This window comes from Curtobacterium sp. MCLR17_055, from assembly GCF_003234305.1.
GTDB lineage: Bacteria > Actinomycetota > Actinomycetes > Actinomycetales > Microbacteriaceae > Curtobacterium > Curtobacterium flaccumfaciens.
The window spans coordinates 11592-28229 of record NZ_QKSX01000029.1 but is presented as its reverse complement, the minus strand read 5'-3'; the positions used below and the strand labels follow the sequence as shown (position 1 = coordinate 28229).

Sequence of the window (16638 nt, the reverse complement as noted above, 5' to 3'; positions counted from 1 at the left end):
CCCAGCCCCGCCCCGCCCCAGCCGCCCCAGCCGCCCGCGCCCCGCTCAGCCGAACATGATGGCGGCCTCGTCGAACCGCGCCTGCGGCACGGTCTTGAGCTCGCCGAGCGCCTCCTCGAACGAGACGTGCTCGATCTCGGTGCCGCGCAGCGCCACCATCCGGCCCCAGCGCTCCTCGACGACCGAGTCGATCGCCGCCAGCCCGAGCCGGGTCGACAGCACCCGGTCGTACGCGGTCGGCGTGCCACCGCGCTGGATGTGCCCGAGGGTCGTGGCCCGCGTCTCGATGCCCGTCATCTCCTCGATGAGCGGCGCGAGGCGCTCGCCGATGCCACCGAGCCGCGGCCGCCCGAAGGCGTCGAGCCCGCGCTCGGTGTGCGCGGTGTCCTCGTGGTCGGGGACGAAGCCCTCGGCCACGACCACGAGCGGCGCGCGACCGCGGTCGTAGGCGGCCCGCACCCACTTCGCGATCTGTTCCATGCTCGTCTTCTGCTCGGGGATGAGGATCGCGTGCGCGCCCGCGGCCATGCCGGAGTGCAGCGCGATCCAGCCCACGTGCCGGCCCATCACCTCGGCGACCATGCAGCGCGAGTGCGACTCACCGGTGGTGCGCAGGCGGTCCATCGCCTCGGTCGCGATGGCGACGGCCGTGTCGAAGCCGAACGTGTAGTCGGTCGCGCCCAGGTCGTTGTCGACCGTCTTCGGCACGCCCACGATCTGCAGGCCGGCGTCGGTCAGGCGCTTCGCAGCGGCCAGCGTGCCCTCGCCGCCGATCGCCACGATCGCGTCGATCCCGTGCCGCTGCAGGGTCGCGGAGATGTTCTCGAACCCGCCGTTGGGGCCTTCGAACGGGTTCGTGCGGCTGGTGCCGAGGATCGTGCCGCCCTGCTTCGCGATGCCCTGGATGTCCTTGCGGCCGAGCGGGACGATGTCGCCGTCGACCACCCCGCGCCACCCGTCGCGGAAGCCGACGAAGTCGTGTCCGTAGATGGCGATGCCCTTCAGGACGATCGCGCGGATGACCGCGTTCAGGCCGGGGCAGTCGCCTCCGGAGGTGAGGATGCCGATGCGCATGGGAACTCCGTCGTCGGGTGGTGGGGATCAGTGCCCATCATGACTGACGGTGGTTCCGCATTACCATCCCCGTGTGTCCCTGCTCGCTTCCGCCGCCGTCGACGCCGCTGGTGCGTCCGGCGACGCGTCTCGCGTCGACACGGTGTACCGGCCTGGAGGCGCGGTGGACGTCGCGTCGACCCTGCGGCCCCTGCAGCGCGGCTCCGGCGACCCGGCCTTCCAGGTGGTCGGCGGCGTCGTGTGGCTCGCGCTGCGCACGCCCTCCGGTCCCGCCTCCGTGGCGATCCGGCGGGCCGGCGACACCATCGCGGTGTCGGCGTGGGGCAGCGGAGCCTCGTGGGCTGTCGAGCACGCCCCCGATCTGCTCGGACGCGGCGACGACTGGTCGTCGTTCGATGTCTCGGGCAACGAGTTCCTCGCCGCGGCACGACACCGGCAGCCCGGGCTCCGGCTGCTCCGCACGAACACCGTCGTCGCGATGCTCGTCCCGGCGATCATGGAGCAGAAGGTGACCTCGCGGCAGGCGTGGGGTGCGTGGCGGTACCTGCTCCGTCGGCACGGCACCCCGGCGCCCGGTCCGGCACCCGCGGGCATGATGGTGCCGCCGGACGCTCGGACGTGGGCGCGGATCCCGAGCTGGGAGTGGCACCGGGCCGGCATCGAACCGGGGCGCTCGGCCACCGTGATGCGCGCCGTGAAGCTCGCGCCGGCACTCGAACGGACCCTGGCGCACGGGCGCGGCGGCGAGGTCGTCTCCACGAAGCTGCAGTCGATCCCCGGGGTCGGTCGGTGGACCGCCGCCGAGACCGCCCAACGCTCCCACGGCGACCCGGACTCGCCGAGCGTGGGGGACTTCCACGTGCCGGCGCTCGTCGGGTGGGCGCTCACCGGTGCCCCGGTCGACGACGACGGCATGCTCGAGCTGCTCGAACCCTGGCGCGGGCACCGGGAGCGGGTCGTGCGGTTGATCGGTGGCTCCGGGTTCCGGAAGCCCGCGTTCGGGCCGCGGATCACGATCCAGGACCACCGCGGCCACTGAGCGCGAGCGACGCTTCCTCAACGTCCGTTCGTGCTGGTCCGCCTACCGTGACCGCCGGTCCGGGGCGTGCCCGGCACGGAGAGGACGCGATGACGACCACCACCGACGAGGACGAGCACGACAAGGTGCCCGGCGTCCCCCCGGAGATCCCCGAGGACACCGGGTCGGCCGAGACGGCTCGCGTCACGAAGCGGCACGTCACCCGGGTCGCGTTCGTCGCGGCACTCGGCGGACTGCTCTATGGCTACGACACCGGTGTCATCTCCGGCACGCTCATCGAGATCGGCAAGGAGTTCTCGATCGGTTCCGCCGTCAAGGAGTTCATCACGGCGTCGATCCTGGTCGGCGCGATCCTCGGCGCACTCGTCACCGGCCCCATCTCGGCGAAGATCGGCCGGCGGCGCACCATCCTGCTCATCGCGGGCGTCTTCGGCCTGGGCGTGCTCTTCGCCGCGGTGTCGCCGAGTCCGGTGTTCCTGATCCTCAGCCGGCTGTTCCTCGGTCTGGCGGTGGGTGGTTCGACGCAGACGATCCCGACCTACATCGCCGAGATCGCCCCGGGCCCGCGCCGCGGCAGCCTGGTCACGGTGTTCAACTGCGCGATCGGCGTCGGCATCCTGTCCGCCGCCATCGTCGGGGTTGCCCTGAACGGCGTCGTGTCCTGGCGCTTCATGATCGGGGTCGCTGCCGCACCCGCCATCGTGCTGCTCCTCGGGATGCTCCGCCTGCCCGAGAGCCCGCGCTGGTTCGTGTCGCAGGACCGCATCGGTCCGGCTCGACGGGTGCTGCGCTGGCTGCGCCCGGACCACGATGCCGCCGAGGACGAGCTCGACGACATCCGAAAGCTCGACGAGGCCGAACCGAGCGCCGGTTCCGGGCAGTGGGCGCAGCTGCGCAAGCCGTGGGTCCGGCCGGCCCTGATCGCGGGGCTCATCGTCGCCGCGTTCACACAGCTGACCGGCCTCGAGATGATGATCTACTACACGCCGACGATCCTCACCGATGCCGGGTTCCCGCACGTCTACTCCCTGTGGGCGAACGTCGGTGTGGGCGTCGTCTACCTCGTGATGACGTTCGTCGGGTCGCGGTTGGTGGACCGGATCGGGCGTCGACGGCTGACCCTCGTGATGCTGCCGGGTGCCGCCGTGAGCATCGGCCTGTTCGGTGTGCTCTTCTACGCGCAGGACGGCAAGCCCTCACCGGTGCTCACGCTCGTGCTGATCCTGGCGTTCATGTTCTTCCAGGCCGGCGGCATCCAGGTCGTCGGGTGGCTCGTCGGTTCCGAGATGTACCCGCTGCGGATCCGGGCCGCCGCGACGAGCCTGCACGCGATGGTGCTCTGGGGCGCCAACCTGCTGGTGACCTCGACCGCGCTGACCCTGACCGGCTGGATCAGCCTGGGCGGCACGATGCTCGTCTACGCCGCGCTCAACGTGCTCGGGTGGGTCCTGGTGTTCCTGCGGGTGCCGGAGACGAAGGGCAAGTCCCTGGAGCAGATCGAGCAGTCCCTGCGGGACGAGACGTTCCTGCCGCACCGGGGCGGACGCGAGCGTCACGCAGTGGACCGGACCGCCTGACGGACGGGAGGCCCGTGGCTGCGTCCGCCACGGGCCTCCCGTCCATCAGATTGCGGCTTCCGTGCGCGTCACGGGTGGCGGGTGCCCGCACCCGCCAGCACGGCGCGGTAGCCCTCGCGGAACGTCGGGTACCGGGGTGTCCATCCCGTCGACCGGAGGAGCGCGTTCGACAGGCGCTTGTCGCCGCCGGCCTGCCGCGCGTCACCGTCGCCCGTCGACGGCTCGGCGACGTGGAGTTCGTCGGCCAGGAACCGCAGCACGTCGTCCAGTCGACTCGGCTCGTCGTCCGTCCCCAGGTAGAGCGGTGCCGGGTCCGGCAGGGCCGCCAGGTGCACGAGTGCTGCTGCGGCGTCGTCGCGGTGGATGCGGTTCGTGTGCGGTGAGGTGCCCGGCGCCAGCCGTGCGGACCCGGACCGGACCTGCTCGATGAGCCGCTCGCGGCCGGGGCCGTAGACGCCCGACAGCCGGACCAGCACGGCGCCGGGAGCGCGCTCGCGCAGCAGGACCTCCGCCTCGACCAGGACCTCGGCGGTCGGGGTCGCACCGCGCGCCGGAGTTTCCTCGGTGACTTCGCTGCCGTCCGAGACGTCGTAGACGGCGGTCGAGGACACGACGAGCACCCGCGGGTCGGCCTCCGAGGCGTCGATGCCGTCGAGCACGTTGCGCAGCCCGTCGACGTAGGTGGCGCGGTACTCGTCGACGTCGCGGCTGCCCGCGGCGAAGGCCACGACGACGACGCTCGTGTCGGCGGGGATCTCGGGGACCTCGTGGCGCAGGTCGACGCTCCGGCCGGTGATCGGTGCGGGGACCAGCTCGGCACGGCGGCGGAGTCCGATCACGCGGTGGCCCTGGTCGGCGAAGCGCAGGCCGGCTTCGGTCCCGAGGTCGCCGCATCCGGCGATGACGACTGTCGTGGAGTTGTGCACGGCTCGACCCTGGCACGGCCGGTTGGTGGAAGGCGGGGAAGCACGCACATCGCAGATCACTAGGGTCGGCGCATGGGGCGGCAGCGGCGACGAGTGGTGCGTGACGTCGCGATCGCCCTTCCCCCGGTCGTCGAGATCGTGCTCGTCGTCGCCGGCTCGATCGTCTCCGTCGGGGCCGAGGGGGAGAGCGCGGAGTCGTGGGCGCCGTTGTCGTGGCCGCTGTACGCCGTCCTCGTGACGTTCCCGTTCGCGGTCGGCGCGCTCGTCGCGGCGGTGCGGCTCCGCGGACTCGAGGCCAGGACGCCGGCGATCGGCTTCGCTGCCCTGTCGGTGGCCGTGGGTGCCATCCCCTTCGTCGGGATGCTGAGCGTCTTCGTACAGTTCTGGAGCGTCTCGTCTAGATGAGAACGGTTATCGTCTAGACGACCGTCATCCGCCACTGCACCCCAGGAGCCCCATGTCCGCTCGACCTCCACGTCTCCTCCCCGCCCTCGTCCTCGCGGGGCTCGTCCCCCTCGTCGCCACCGCGATCGCCGTCCCCGCGTCGGCTGCACCCGCCGTGACGCGGACCGCCCACCACAGCTGGCTCGTCACGGCTGACCCGACGGCGAAGCGCGTGTACGTCAACGACGCCGTGACCGGTCGGCGGACCGCCACCCTGAGCGGGATCGAGTTCGGCACCCACGCGGGCTCCGTGCAGCTCGGCCACGGGCAGATCGCGTTCATGGACGAGTCGAAGCCGCAGCTCGACGTCCTCGCCATCGGCCCCCGCGGCACGGCGCACATCGCCCAGCACTACGCGATCCCCAACGCCGACAAGCGCTGGGAGCGTGCCGGCTGGCTGTCGACCGACACCGCACGCCGGCACCTGGCGGTCGGCTCCGACTTCGACGGCTCCGAGCGGCAGCGGGTCACGGTCATCGACCTGCGGCGGAAGACGGAGCGCACCGCCCGGATCGACACCTCGGCGGTGCAGCTCGCCACGACGGGCAAGCGCGGCACCGAAGAGGTCGAGACGTTCCTGGTCGGCAGCCCCCTGCGCCTGGTCGTCACCGCGGGCGGACGCCTCGACGCCTACTCCGTCTCCGCGATCATGCGCGGTGCGACGCACCCGCGCCCCGTCGCGACCACGCCCCTCGGCGCGTATCCCCACGGCCCGATCGTGAACGCCACCGGGACCGTGATCGGTTCCGACCTGGCCGCCGGCGTGCAGACCGTGCGGGTGACGCGGACCGGCTTCACGGGCTCCCGGTCCGTCGCGTACCCGAAGCCGAGCGTGCAGAGCTACCGCCCCCGCATGGCGCCGGACGGGACGACCGTGGTCGGCACCCAGGCCGGCAGCACGGCTGCCGGTACCCCGTGGAACGCCGTCCCCGCGTACCTGACCACCTCGTCCACGTCGTCCAGCGGGATCAGCAGCGTCGAGCTCGGCACCGGGTCCTTCACCCGGGTCGCCGTCACCGCCCGGTTCGCCGCCGTCGCGCTGACGTCGGGCACCGGGGACTCGCTCGTCCTGGTGCGGAAGCAGGCCGACGGTGTCTACTCCGGCCCGACGACCTCGGTCGCGCTCACGCCGCTCCGCAAGGGGCCCGTCGCCGGACAGCCGGCCACCGGGGCGTCGGTGCGGTTCACCGCGGCGACCGAGGACGGCCGCAGCGTGTTCGTGACACGGGGCGACGAGGGGAAGATCACCCAGATCGACACCACCGGTGCGAAGCCCTCCGTGCTCCGCACCATCACGCTGCCCACGGCGCTCGCCGGGGGTGGGTACCTGACGACGGTCGACTCGACGGTGGCCCCGTACGACCTCAGCGGTCGCTGACAGGCCGACCGACCGGCCGAACCGCTGACTGCCCGGCCGACCCCAGCCGCCGACCGCCCCTCGGGGTGGTCGGCGGCTAGGGTCCTGGTGTGATCGTCTGGTTGAACGGAACACACGGGGCGGGCAAGACCACGACGAGCCGACTGCTCCAGCCGCTACTGCCCGGCTCGCGGATCCTCGATGCCGAGAAGGTCGGCGAGGTGCTGATGGACGTCACACCGGGGCTGCCGGAGAGCGACAACTTCCAGCACTGGGACCCGTGGCGGCCGCTCGTGGTCGAGACCGCTCGCCGGGTGCACGACTACGTGGGCGGGCCGCTCATCATGCCGATGACGGTCCTGGTCGAGGCGTACTGGCGTGAGATCGCCGCGGGGCTCGCCTCTCACGGCATCCCGGTCCGGCACTTCGTGCTGCACGTCGACGAGTCGACGCTCCGCGACCGGATCCAGAACGACCCGATCGTGGGGCCGTCCACGTTCCGGTTCGCGTACGTCGACGCCTACGCCGAGGCGGCTCGCGGCTGGCTGCACGCCGAGGCCGAGGTCATCGACGCGACCGAGGTCCCCGCCACCGAGGTCGCCCGGGCCGTCGCGGACGCGGTGACGTCAGCGCGCTGACCGCACGGCTCTGTCCGCCGCACGCAGCCCCGGGGTTCGCCACCGCCCGGATCATGCCGGAGACTGGTGCGGGTCGCTCACGAAGCTGCCCGCCCCACCACCAGCAAGGAAGGCTCCGCATGCCCGAGCTCCCCGTCGTGTTCGAAGTCGGCTCGATGATCGCCCTGGTCGCGATCCTGCTCGCCGACCTGCTGATCGTCGCGCGTCGCCCGCACGTGCCGACGCTGCGCGAATCCGGCATCTGGGTGGGCATCTACGTTGGGCTGGCACTGGTCTTCGCGGTGCTCATGCTGGTCTTCGCCGGTGGCGACTCCGCCGGGCAGTTCCTGGCGGGCTGGCTGACCGAGTACAGCCTGAGCATCGACAACCTGTTCGTGTTCGTCATCATCATGGCGCGCTTCTCGGTGCCGAAGAAGATCCAGCAGGAGGTGCTGCTGCTCGGCATCATCATCGCGCTCGTGCTCCGCGGCATCTTCATCCTGGTCGGCGCGCAGCTCATCGAGAACTTCTCGTGGATCTTCTACATCTTCGGCGCCTGGCTGATCTGGACGGCGATCCAGCAGCTCCGCGGCGAGGACGAGGACGACCAGAAGGACACCTTCATCGTCCGGCTGCTCCGCCGCCGGGTCCGTCTCACCGACACGTACGACGGCATGAAGTTCCGCACCCACCACGACGGTGTCCGGCACTTCACGCCGCTGCTCATCGTGCTCATCGCGATCGGCACCACGGACCTGTTGTTCGCGCTCGACTCGATCCCGGCGATCTTCGGCATCACCGAGAGCCCCTTCATCGTGTTCACCGCGAACGTCTTCGCGCTGATGGGTCTGCGCCAGCTCTACTTCCTGCTGGGTGGCCTGCTCGAGCGTCTCGTCTACCTGAAGTACGGCATCGCCGTGATCCTGGCCTTCATCGGCGTGAAGCTCGTCCTGCACGCGCTGCACGACAACGAGCTGCCGTTCCTGAACGGCGGCCACCACATCGGGTGGGCGCCGGAGATCAACACGTGGGTGTCCCTGCTGGTGATCGTCGCCGCGATGGCCGTGTCGACGCTGGCGAGCCTCGTCCGGATGCGCGGCGAGACCCCGGCCGCCGACGCCGCGACCGCGGACGACACAGCGGCGGACGACGACCGGGCCGACCAGGACCGCGCCGACCAGGACCGCGCCCGCACCTCCGACTGAAACCCGTTTGAACGATCCGCCCGGCTGCCTCGTCGTCTGGGTATGGCACTCCGCAAACGAACCAAGGTCATCATCGGGATCTCCGCCGGCGTCGTCGTCGTGGCGGCAGCAGCCGTCATCGCCGGCCCGGTCATCTACGCGAACACCGTCAACGGCCAGGCCGCCGCAGCACCCTCGCTGTCGGCGTCCTCGTCCGGCACCCTCGACGCGAAGGACGCCGACGGCACCTGGACCAGCAAGAGCAGCTCGTACGCCGGGTACCGGGTGCACGAGGTACTGCAGGGGAATGATGTGAACGTGGTCGGTCGCACGAAGGACGTCAAGGGCACCGCCGTCGTCGACGGTGGGTCCCTCACCAAGGCGTCCGTCACCGTGCAGGTCGGCAAGATCAGCACCCCGGAAGCCGCCCGCGACGAGTACTTCCGCTCCACCGCGCTGCAGACCGACAAGTACCCCACGGCGACGTTCGAGCTGACGAAGCCCGTCGACGTCACGAAGGCGCTCGACGGCTCCACGCAGGACGTCACCCTGACCGGCACGATGGACCTGCACGGCGTCGAGAAGCCGGTCACGGCCGACGCCCAGGTCGCGGTCGGCAAGGGCGGGACCGTCCAGGTCGCCGGCACCGTGCCGATCACCTTCGCCGACTACGGCGTGAAGGCCCCCTCGCTCGGCTTCGTCACCGTGGACGGGAAGGGCTCCGTCGAGTTCTCCCTCGACCTCGGGAAGTGACCGTGACGAGTCGTTCCGCGGACGAGCTGCTCGCGACGCTGTACCGCGAGCACGGTGACGCGCTCACGCGGTACGTCCGGCACCTCACGCGGGACGGCTCGACGGTCGAGGACGTCGTGCAGGAGACGATGGTCCGCGCCTGGCAGCGTCCGGCCGTGCTCGAACGGGCACCCGACAGCGCGCGGGCGTGGCTCTTCACGGTGGCGCGCAACCTGGTGGTCGACGACGCACGGTCGGCACGCAACCGCCGTGAGCACGGCACCGAGCACCAGGTCGAACGGATCGAGTCGGACAGCACGGACGCCGTGCTGGACCGGATCGTGGTCGCCGACGCACTCGCGTCGCTGAGCCCGGACCACCGTCGCGTGGTGGTGGACGCGTACTGGCTCGGGCACACGGTGCCGGAGATCGCACGACGACACGACATCCCGGAGGGCACCGCCAAGTCGCGGCTGCACTACGGGCTGCGAGCCCTGCGGCTCGCACTGCAGGAACGAGGAGTGACCCGATGAGCGACGACAAGTACGCGGAGTGGGATGCGGCGTACGTCCTGGGGTCGCTCCCGGCCGGTGAGCGGCTGGAGTACGAACGGCACCTCGAGACGTGCGACCGCTGTGCGGCCGCCGTCGCGGAGCTGGTCGGTCTGCCGGGGCTGCTCGGCAAGCTGCCGGCCGACCAGGCGATCGAGATCGCAGAACCGGACGGGAGGCCCGACACCCGTTCCGAGAGCGACCTCGCCTCCGTCGCGCACCGCGTCCGACACCGTCGCCGCCGTCGCCGGGTCTGGGTCGCCGCCACCGCGGGGCTCGCGGTGGTCGCCGCCGTCCTGGGCGGGCTCGCGGTCGGTGCCGCGGGGGAGCGGACCACGGTGCAGGCCGGTGCCGCTCCGACGGCGGCTGCCACCGCCGACCGCTACGACATGACCGGCGTGCAGGGACTCGACGTCCAGCTCGCCATCAGCGGTGAGCAGTGGGGCACCCGCTTCGACTGGGGGTGCTCGTACGGCGGCAAGGAGTGGTCGCCGGACGGGTCGATCCTCTACGACCTCGTCGTCGTCCGGACCGACGGCACGACGCAGACCGTGGGCTCGTGGACGGCTGCCGGTGCCGATGCGCGCGGACTGTCGGCGTCGACGGACATCCCGCGGGACGAGATCAAGAGCGTGCAGGTCCGGCTGCGCGGTGAGCGCGGCGCGCTCGCCGTCGTCACGCTCTAGCCGACGTCGGCCTCGTCCGAGGCGTCGTCGGGGCCGATGGCGTCCTGGACGCGCGCACTGACGGACCGCAGCGTCTCGGCGTCGGTCCCCACGGGCCTCCAGAACAGGTCCTCGAGCGCACCGGTGTGCGCGCGGATGCCGGCGAGCACCGCGCGACGACCGTCCGCGGTCATCACCACCCAGCTGCCACGGGCGTCGCTCGGGCAGTCCGCCCGCTCGACCAGGCCGCGGGAGACCATCCGCGTGACCTGGTGGCTGACGCGTGACTTCTCCCAGCCGATCCCCGCGGCGATGTCCCGGACGCGCAGACGGTGGTCGGGGTCGCGGTGCAGGCCGATCAGGATCTCGAACTCGGGGACGGAGATGCCGGCGCCCGCCTGGACGGCCCGGTCGAGCGCCCGGTCGAGTCGTCGCCAGGCGTCGTGGTACGCGTCCCAGGTGGCCCAGTCGTGGCCACCGTTGCCCTCCGTCGACATGCCGACCAGCGTATCCACCGGGCGGACGATCGGACCGCGCCGCGAGCCCTTTCATCCGCTCGGATGACTCCTGGCCGACGCACGGCGTGCTCCGAGGTCGCGTCGGACGTGCGGCATACGATCGGGGGATGCCGAGCGCTCGCCTCCAGGACACCACCGATGACGCCGTCGCGCTCGTGCGCCGGTGGCTGGCGGCGTCCGCCGGGGTGAAGCCCGACCCGGGTGCGGTCCGTCTGGCCGAGGTCCTGCGCGACGAGCAGGGCCTCGACTTCACGCGGGGGTTCGTGGACAAGGTCATCCGCCCCGAAGACCCCCGGGTGGCGGCACGGAACCTCGAGCAGCTGAGCCGCGACGTCCCCGACTTCCTCGCCTGGTACCTGCGCGGGGCGGTGACGCTCGGCGGCGGGTTCGCCACCATGGCGCCGTGGGCCGTGATCCCGACCGCGCGCCGGATCCTGCGCCGGATGACCGGGCACCTGGTCATCGACGCGAGCACGAGCAAGCTCGGACCGGCCCTCGCCAAGGTCCGCGGTGCGGGGACGCGACTGAACGTGAACCTGCTCGGCGAAGCCGTCCTCGGCAGCGCCGAGAGCGACCGACGCCTGCAGGGCACCATGGACCTGCTCGCCCGCGACGACGTCGACCACGTGTCAATCAAGGTGAGCGCCGTCGTGCCGCAGACCTCGCCGTGGGCCTTCGACCAGACCGTCGAGCGCGTCGTCGACCGGCTCGTCCCGCTCTACCGCCTGGCCGCGGCACCGACGGCCGCCGGACGCCCGGCCAAGTTCATCAACCTCGACATCGAGGAGTACCGCGACCTCGACGTCACCCTCGCCGTGTTCCGGGCGCTGCTCGACCGTGACGAGTTCGCCGACCTGCCGGCCGGCATCGTGCTGCAGGCCTACCTGCCCGACGCAGCGGGAGTACTCGACGCGCTGACCGCGTGGGCGCAGGAACGCCGGGCGCGCGGCGGTGCCTCGATCACGGTGCGGCTCGTCAAGGGCGCGAACCTCGCCATGGAGCACGTCGACGCGATCCTGCACGGGTGGCCCCTCGCCACCTGGGGCAGCAAACGCGAGACCGACACCGCGTACCTGCGGCTGCTCGACGCCGCACTGACGCCCGAGCGCACCGACGCCGTGCGGATCGGGGTCGCCGGGCACAACCTGTTCGACCTCGCCACCGCGTGGGTGCTCGCCCAGCGCCGTGGGGTCACCGACGCCGTCGACGTCGAGATGCTGCTCGGCATGGCGTCCACCCACGCCCAGGCCGTCCGGGCCGACGTCGGGCAGATCCTGCTCTACACACCCGTCGTGCAGCCGGACGAGTTCGACTCGGCCATCGCGTACCTGGCCCGTCGCCTGCAGGAGAGCGCGAGCCCCGAGAACTTCATCGCCGCCGCGTCCGACATCGACCACGACGCCAGCGTCTTCGAGCGGGAGCACAGCCGGTTCCTGGCGTCCGTCGCCGCACTCGACGAGCCCGTCCCCGCCACCCACCGCACGCAGGACCGCCACCGTGCCCTCGGCGAACCCGTCCTGCGCGACGCGTTCCGCAACGCCCCCGACACCGACCCGTCCATCGCCGCGAACCGCGCCTGGGCGCTCGACGTCCTGCGCCGGGTGCCGCGCTCGCAGCTCGGCGCGCAGACGATCCGCGGTGCGAAGGTCGCCGACCGCTCCAAGCTCGAGCGGATCATGGCGCGCACCGCCCAGGCCGGCGTGAACTGGGGGCGGCAGGACCCGTCCGACCGTGCCGAGCTCCTCGACCTCATCGGGCACGAACTCGAGACCCGCCGTGCCGACCTGATCGAGGTGATGGCCGCCGAGACGGGCACGACCTTCGCCGAGGCCGACGCCGAGGTGACCGAGGCCGTCGACGCCGCCCACTACTACGCCGAGAGCGCCCGCCGCCTCGGTGACATCGAGGGCGCGCAGTACGTGGCGCCGCGGCTGACCGTCGTCGTGCCGCCGTGGAGCTCCCCCGTCGCGATCCCCGCCGGTGGCGTGCTGGCGGCGCTCGCCGCGGGCAGCGGTGTCGTACTCAAGCCCGCGCCCGAGGCCAAGCGCTCGGGCGCCGTACTCGCCGACGTGCTCTGGGACGCCGGGGTGCCGCACTCGCTGCTGCAGCTCGTCGACCTGGCCGAGGACGAACTCGGCCGCGACCTCATCGGCCACCCCACGGTCGACCGCATCATCCTGACCGGCTCGTCCGACACCGCCCGCTCGTTCCGCTGGTGGCGTGCGGGGCTGCCGCTCACCGCCGGGACGAGCGGCAAGAACGCCATCGTCGTCACGCCGAGCGCCGACCTCGACCTGGCGGTGCAGGACATCGTGCAGTCCGCCTTCGGGCACGCCGGACAGCAGTGCTCGGCGGCGTCCCTCGTGATCCTGGTCGGGTCGGTGGGGGAGAGCGAGCGCTTCCAGCGGCAGCTCGTCGACGCCACCCGCACACTCCGGGTCGCGTGGCCGGACGACCCCACGGCGCAGGTCGGCCCGCTCATCGCCGAACCGCAGGGCACGCTCCGCCAGGGCCTGACCGAGCTCGGGCCGGGGGAGTCCTGGCTCGTGCAGCCCGAGGCGGTCGACGACTCCGGCCGGCTCTGGTCGCCGGGCATCCGCGACGGCGTCCGCCCCGGTAGCGACTTCCACCAGACCGAGTACTCCGGCCCGGTGCTCGGCATCATGCGCGCCGAGACCCTCGAGCAGGCGATCGCCATCCAGAACGGCACCGACTTCGGGCTGACGGCGGGCATCCACTCGCTCGACGTCGACGAGGTGTCCGAGTGGCTCGCCCGCGTCCGCGCCGGCAACCTGTCCGTCAACCGCGGCATCACCGGTGCCGTCGTGGGGCGGCAGCCGTTCGGTGGCTGGAAGGGCTCCTCGGTCGGCACCGGCACCAAGGCCGGCGGCCCGATGTACGTCGCGACGCTCGGCCGCTGGCTGCCCACGCCCCGGACCGTGCACAAGAGCATCCAGCTGCACGGCCTGCCCCCGCGCGTCACCGCGGTGATCGAGGCCGCACGCAGCGGGCTGTCGTTCGAGGAGTTCGACCGGGTCCGTGCCGGAGCCCTGAGCGACGTGCACGCACGAGAGACCCTCTTCCGGTCGCGGGACCTGTCCGGGCTCGTGGTGCAGCGGAACGTGCTGCGCCACCGACCCCAGTCCGTCATTGTGCGTCAGGCCGAGGACGCCTCGACCGTGGACCTCGTCCGGACGCTCGTCGCCGCGACCTCGGCACGTGCGCACGTCCTGCTCAGCACGGCTCGGCCGCTGCCCGGCCCGCTCACGCAGCTGCTCGCGTCGAACCGGTCCCCGCTCGACGTCGTCGACCACCTGGTGGAGTCCGACCAGGAGTTCCACGCCCGCGCGTCCTCGGGGGCCGTGTTCCAGGCGGACTGGTCCACCGACCAGGACGACCAGCCGGTCGACGCGCTCGAGGCCGTGCTGTCGCAGGGGCAGGACCGCCCGGCGCACACGGCGTTCGGTGGTCCCGGTGCCCGGATCCGGTTGCTCGGCGGTGACCCGCTCGCCCTCGAGGAAGCCCTGGGTGCGAGCATCGACGTCGCGATCCACGACGCGCCCGTGGTCGAGGCCGGCGTGATCGAGATGCTGCCCTACCTGCGCGAGCAGTCGGTGTCGATCACCGCGCACCGGTTCGGCGACGTCGACAGCGACTTCTCCGAGTTGCGCGTGTAGGCGCTTCCGCTTGGTGAGCAGAAGACGTCGGGTCCCGTGTGGGGACCCGACCTCTTCTGCTCACCAAGTGCCCCGAGGATCAGTCCTCGGCGTCACCCGCTTCTTCGTCCTCGACGCCGGTCTCGTCCATGCGGTCCCGCAGGTGGTCCGCCATCGCGCCGGCGCCCTCACCGGCGTGGTCGTGGTCGACCTGCTCGATCAGGCCCTGCAGCTTCTCGTGGTTCGTGGCATCGGTGGCACCGTCCATGACGGGCTCGGTCTGCTCGTTGTCGCTCATGCTCCGGACGCTACGCCGCGGTTGCTGCGGAACGGTAGTGGAGCTCGACCGCCCCGCCGTCGAACTGCGTGGTGCCGACGAGTTCGAACACCGGGGTCGGTGCGGCGACCGGCAGCAGGGGTGCTCCGGCGCCGAGCGCGACCGGCATCACGGTGACCCGCAGCTCGTCGAGGATGCCCGCCTGCTGGTACTGCGCCGCGAGCAGTCCGCCCCCGACGACCCAGACGTCGCGGCCGTCGGCCTCGCGCTCGAGGTCGGCTTGGTGGTCGCCGACCTCGCCCGAGACGAAGCGCACGTCGGCACCGTCGGGCACCGGAAGGTCTCGCGTGGTGAACACCCACGTCGCCAGGTCCGGGTACGCCCACGTGTCGTCGTGCTCGAGCAGCCACTCGTACGTCGTTGACCCCATCGCGATCGCGCCGACGCCCGCGTAGAACCGGTCGTGGTGCTCCTGGAACGGCTCGAACCCGAACTGCAGCAGCCAGTCGAGGTCGTCGTCGGGCGCAGCGACGAAGCCGTCCAGCGAGGACGCGACGGAGTAGATCGTGCTCATGCCGGGGACGCTACCGAGCACCTCCGACAGGACTCAGCGGCGTCCTCCGCGACCGACGACCGCTGCCTCGGCGATCGCCAGGACTGCGGCGATCCAGAGCTGGTCGACCGCGAACCGGCGTCGACGTGGATCGACGGCGAGCGGCACCATCGTCGCGCCGTGCAGGGCGTCCACGACGGCACTCAGGGTGTGCGCGTTGCCGGAACCCACCCGCGCGACGAGGACGGCCTGTGCGAGCTGCCGGACCCCGAGCACGCCGTGCAGCACCGCCTGGTCAGACCCTCGGGCCGCACGGCTCAGGTGCCACAGGCCGAGCCCGGCCCGGGCCAGCTCGACGACGGCCGTCCCGCTCACGGTCGACGACCGGCGGCTCATCGTCGGCGTCCCGCGACGAGTGCAGCGGCCCCGGCGGCACCGAGCACGGCACCGATGATGCCGTTGCCGACCCGGCGGTGCTCCACCCACCAGGTCTGCGGGGACCAGGCGTGCGCGGACTCGTCGAAGACCCCGTGCGCGCCGTGGTCGCCCGGCACCGGCTCGTACAGGTTGTCCCGCATCTCGAGGCCGTCCTTGTCGGGGGCCTGCTGCCCGTCGACCAGGGTCTTGGCGGCGTACCAGTCGGCGAAGCGTCCGCTGATCCGGTTGCCGAGGATCGTGTAGACCGTCGACTCGCCCACCCAGGTGCGGCTGCGCGGTCGCTCGGCCACGGCGGCGATGGCCCGGGCACCGACCTCGGGCTGGTAGATCGGGGCGACCGGCTGCGGGTGGTGCGGCAGCTTCGACTTCACCCACTGGAACTGGATCGTGTTGAGCGCCGGCATGTCCACGCGGGACACCTTGACCTTGCTGCCCTGTTCGCGCAGCTCGGAGACGACGGACTCAGTGAACCCGACGATCGCGTGCTTCGCACCGCAGTACGCGGCCTGCAGGGGGATCCCGCGGAACCCGAGCGCCGAGCCGACCTGGATCACGTGCCCACGACCGCGGGGGACCATCCGCGACAGTGCCGACCGGGTGCCGTTCACGAAGCCGAGGTAGGTCACGTGCAGCGCCCGCTCGAAGTCCTCCGGCGCGGTGTCGAGGAACTTCCCGAACACCCCGACCATCACGCCGTTCACCCACAGGTCGATCGGTCCGAGCTCCTGCTCGACCCGGTCGGCCGCAGCCTCGACGGCGTCACGGTCGGAGACGTCGGCGGCCAGGGCCAGCCCGCGGCGCCCGGCGGCCTCGACCTCGGCGACGGCGGCGTCGACCCCTTCTTGCCCGCGGGCCAGGACGGCCACGTCCCACCCCCGTGCGGCGAGCTCCCGGACGGTCGCCCGTCCCAGTCCTGCTGATCCACCGGTCACCACTGCCACTCGAGTCATGGCTCCCTTGTACCTGCGGCGGGCCGTGCACCACTCAGCCGCTGTCCCCCGAAGTTGCCGTACCGAACGACGCACGCACC

General features: G+C 72.0%; 17 protein-coding genes. 10 read left to right on the top strand and 7 right to left on the bottom strand.

What is annotated here, in order from left to right:
• Positions 1–45: 45 nt before the first annotated feature.
• A complete protein-coding gene (locus DEJ09_RS17585) occupies positions 46–1074 on the bottom strand; it encodes a 6-phosphofructokinase (RefSeq protein ID WP_071404484.1) in 1029 nt (342 codons plus the stop codon).
• Positions 1075–1147: 73 nt separating this feature from the next.
• Between DEJ09_RS17585 and DEJ09_RS17580 the strand changes: the two genes are divergently transcribed.
• Entirely contained in the window at positions 1148–2113 is a 966-nt protein-coding gene (locus DEJ09_RS17580) for a DNA-3-methyladenine glycosylase (RefSeq protein ID WP_111089424.1), read from the top strand.
• An 89-nt stretch (positions 2114–2202) separates the two neighbouring features.
• Entirely contained in the window at positions 2203–3690 is a 1488-nt protein-coding gene (locus tag DEJ09_RS17575; RefSeq protein WP_111089426.1) for a sugar porter family MFS transporter, read from the top strand.
• 68 nt (positions 3691–3758) lie between these two features.
• Here the strand turns inward: DEJ09_RS17575 and DEJ09_RS17570 are convergent, their stop codons facing one another.
• Complete coding sequence (locus DEJ09_RS17570; protein ID WP_111089423.1) at positions 3759–4616, bottom strand: NAD-dependent epimerase/dehydratase family protein; 858 nt, start codon at positions 4614–4616, stop codon at positions 3759–3761.
• 72 nt (positions 4617–4688) lie between these two features.
• Here DEJ09_RS17570 and DEJ09_RS17565 point away from each other — a divergent pair, with 72 nt between their 5' ends.
• The 7 genes from DEJ09_RS17565 (at position 4689) to DEJ09_RS17535 (ending at position 10187) form a co-directional block, all read left to right on the top strand.
• Entirely contained in the window at positions 4689–5021 is a 333-nt protein-coding gene (locus tag DEJ09_RS17565) for a hypothetical protein (protein ID WP_146245768.1), read from the top strand.
• A gap of 52 nt (positions 5022–5073) precedes the next feature.
• On the top strand, positions 5074–6438 hold the full coding sequence (locus tag DEJ09_RS17560; RefSeq protein ID WP_111089421.1) for a hypothetical protein: 1365 nt from the start codon (positions 5074–5076) through the stop codon (positions 6436–6438).
• Between the two features lie 89 nt (positions 6439–6527).
• Positions 6528–7055 (top strand): AAA family ATPase, encoded by a 528-nt coding sequence (locus DEJ09_RS17555; RefSeq protein WP_111040147.1) that lies wholly within the window; start codon positions 6528–6530, stop codon positions 7053–7055.
• 119 nt (positions 7056–7174) lie between these two features.
• Positions 7175–8239: a TerC family protein gene (locus tag DEJ09_RS17550; protein ID WP_111089420.1), complete on the top strand. Its 1065-nt coding sequence runs from the start codon at positions 7175–7177 to the stop codon at positions 8237–8239.
• A 42-nt stretch (positions 8240–8281) separates the two neighbouring features.
• Positions 8282–8971, top strand: a complete 690-nt coding sequence (locus DEJ09_RS17545) for a YceI family protein (RefSeq protein ID WP_071404490.1) — start codon at positions 8282–8284, stop codon at positions 8969–8971.
• Entirely contained in the window at positions 8968–9483 is a 516-nt protein-coding gene (locus DEJ09_RS17540) for a sigma-70 family RNA polymerase sigma factor (RefSeq protein ID WP_071404491.1), read from the top strand. Before DEJ09_RS17545 ends, DEJ09_RS17540 begins: the two co-directional genes overlap by 4 nt.
• On the top strand, positions 9480–10187 hold the full coding sequence (locus DEJ09_RS17535; RefSeq protein WP_071404492.1) for a zf-HC2 domain-containing protein: 708 nt from the start codon (positions 9480–9482) through the stop codon (positions 10185–10187). Before DEJ09_RS17540 ends, DEJ09_RS17535 begins: the two co-directional genes overlap by 4 nt.
• Here DEJ09_RS17535 and DEJ09_RS17530 read toward each other — a convergent pair.
• A complete protein-coding gene (locus DEJ09_RS17530; RefSeq protein WP_071404493.1) occupies positions 10184–10663 on the bottom strand; it encodes a MarR family winged helix-turn-helix transcriptional regulator in 480 nt (159 codons plus the stop codon). The genes DEJ09_RS17535 and DEJ09_RS17530 overlap by 4 nt on opposite strands.
• A gap of 128 nt (positions 10664–10791) precedes the next feature.
• On the opposite strand from DEJ09_RS17530, the gene DEJ09_RS17525 reads away from it, so the two are divergent.
• Positions 10792–14361 carry a bifunctional proline dehydrogenase/L-glutamate gamma-semialdehyde dehydrogenase gene (locus DEJ09_RS17525; RefSeq protein ID WP_111089419.1) on the top strand — a complete coding sequence of 1190 codons (3570 nt, stop codon included), beginning with the start codon at positions 10792–10794 and terminating at the stop codon, positions 14359–14361.
• Positions 14362–14440: 79 nt separating this feature from the next.
• Here DEJ09_RS17525 and DEJ09_RS17520 read toward each other — a convergent pair whose 3' ends face one another.
• From DEJ09_RS17520 to DEJ09_RS17505, 4 genes are read right to left on the bottom strand one after another with little or no spacing between them, the layout of a single operon-like run.
• Positions 14441–14638 (bottom strand): hypothetical protein, encoded by a 198-nt coding sequence (locus DEJ09_RS17520; protein WP_071404495.1) that lies wholly within the window; start codon positions 14636–14638, stop codon positions 14441–14443.
• A 10-nt stretch (positions 14639–14648) separates the two neighbouring features.
• Entirely contained in the window at positions 14649–15191 is a 543-nt protein-coding gene (locus tag DEJ09_RS17515; RefSeq protein ID WP_111089418.1) for a dihydrofolate reductase family protein, read from the bottom strand.
• A gap of 33 nt (positions 15192–15224) precedes the next feature.
• Positions 15225–15566, bottom strand: coding sequence for a hypothetical protein (locus tag DEJ09_RS17510; RefSeq protein ID WP_111089417.1), 342 nt, complete (start codon positions 15564–15566; stop codon positions 15225–15227).
• Positions 15563–16558 carry an SDR family oxidoreductase gene (locus DEJ09_RS17505; RefSeq protein ID WP_111089416.1) on the bottom strand — a complete coding sequence of 332 codons (996 nt, stop codon included), beginning with the start codon at positions 16556–16558 and terminating at the stop codon, positions 15563–15565. The genes DEJ09_RS17510 and DEJ09_RS17505 overlap by 4 nt, the downstream gene beginning before the upstream one ends.
• Between the last annotated feature and the right edge of the window lie 80 nt (positions 16559–16638).

Coding starts and splice junctions, on each gene's coding strand:
- DEJ09_RS17575 (WP_111089426.1), top strand. CDS start 2,203: ATGACGACCACCACCGACGAGGACGAGCACGACAAGGTGCCCGGCGTC.
- DEJ09_RS17520 (WP_071404495.1), bottom strand. CDS start 14,638: ATGAGCGACAACGAGCAGACCGAGCCCGTCATGGACGGTGCCACCGAT.
- DEJ09_RS17535 (WP_071404492.1), top strand. CDS start 9,480: ATGAGCGACGACAAGTACGCGGAGTGGGATGCGGCGTACGTCCTGGGG.
- DEJ09_RS17560 (WP_111089421.1), top strand. CDS start 5,074: ATGTCCGCTCGACCTCCACGTCTCCTCCCCGCCCTCGTCCTCGCGGGG.
- DEJ09_RS17545 (WP_071404490.1), top strand. CDS start 8,282: ATGGCACTCCGCAAACGAACCAAGGTCATCATCGGGATCTCCGCCGGC.
- DEJ09_RS17585 (WP_071404484.1), bottom strand. CDS start 1,074: ATGCGCATCGGCATCCTCACCTCCGGAGGCGACTGCCCCGGCCTGAAC.
- DEJ09_RS17550 (WP_111089420.1), top strand. CDS start 7,175: ATGCCCGAGCTCCCCGTCGTGTTCGAAGTCGGCTCGATGATCGCCCTG.
- DEJ09_RS17510 (WP_111089417.1), bottom strand. CDS start 15,566: ATGAGCCGCCGGTCGTCGACCGTGAGCGGGACGGCCGTCGTCGAGCTG.
- DEJ09_RS17565 (WP_146245768.1), top strand. CDS start 4,689: ATGGGGCGGCAGCGGCGACGAGTGGTGCGTGACGTCGCGATCGCCCTT.
- DEJ09_RS17525 (WP_111089419.1), top strand. CDS start 10,792: ATGCCGAGCGCTCGCCTCCAGGACACCACCGATGACGCCGTCGCGCTC.
- DEJ09_RS17505 (WP_111089416.1), bottom strand. CDS start 16,558: ATGACTCGAGTGGCAGTGGTGACCGGTGGATCAGCAGGACTGGGACGG.
- DEJ09_RS17530 (WP_071404493.1), bottom strand. CDS start 10,663: ATGTCGACGGAGGGCAACGGTGGCCACGACTGGGCCACCTGGGACGCG.
- DEJ09_RS17515 (WP_111089418.1), bottom strand. CDS start 15,191: ATGAGCACGATCTACTCCGTCGCGTCCTCGCTGGACGGCTTCGTCGCT.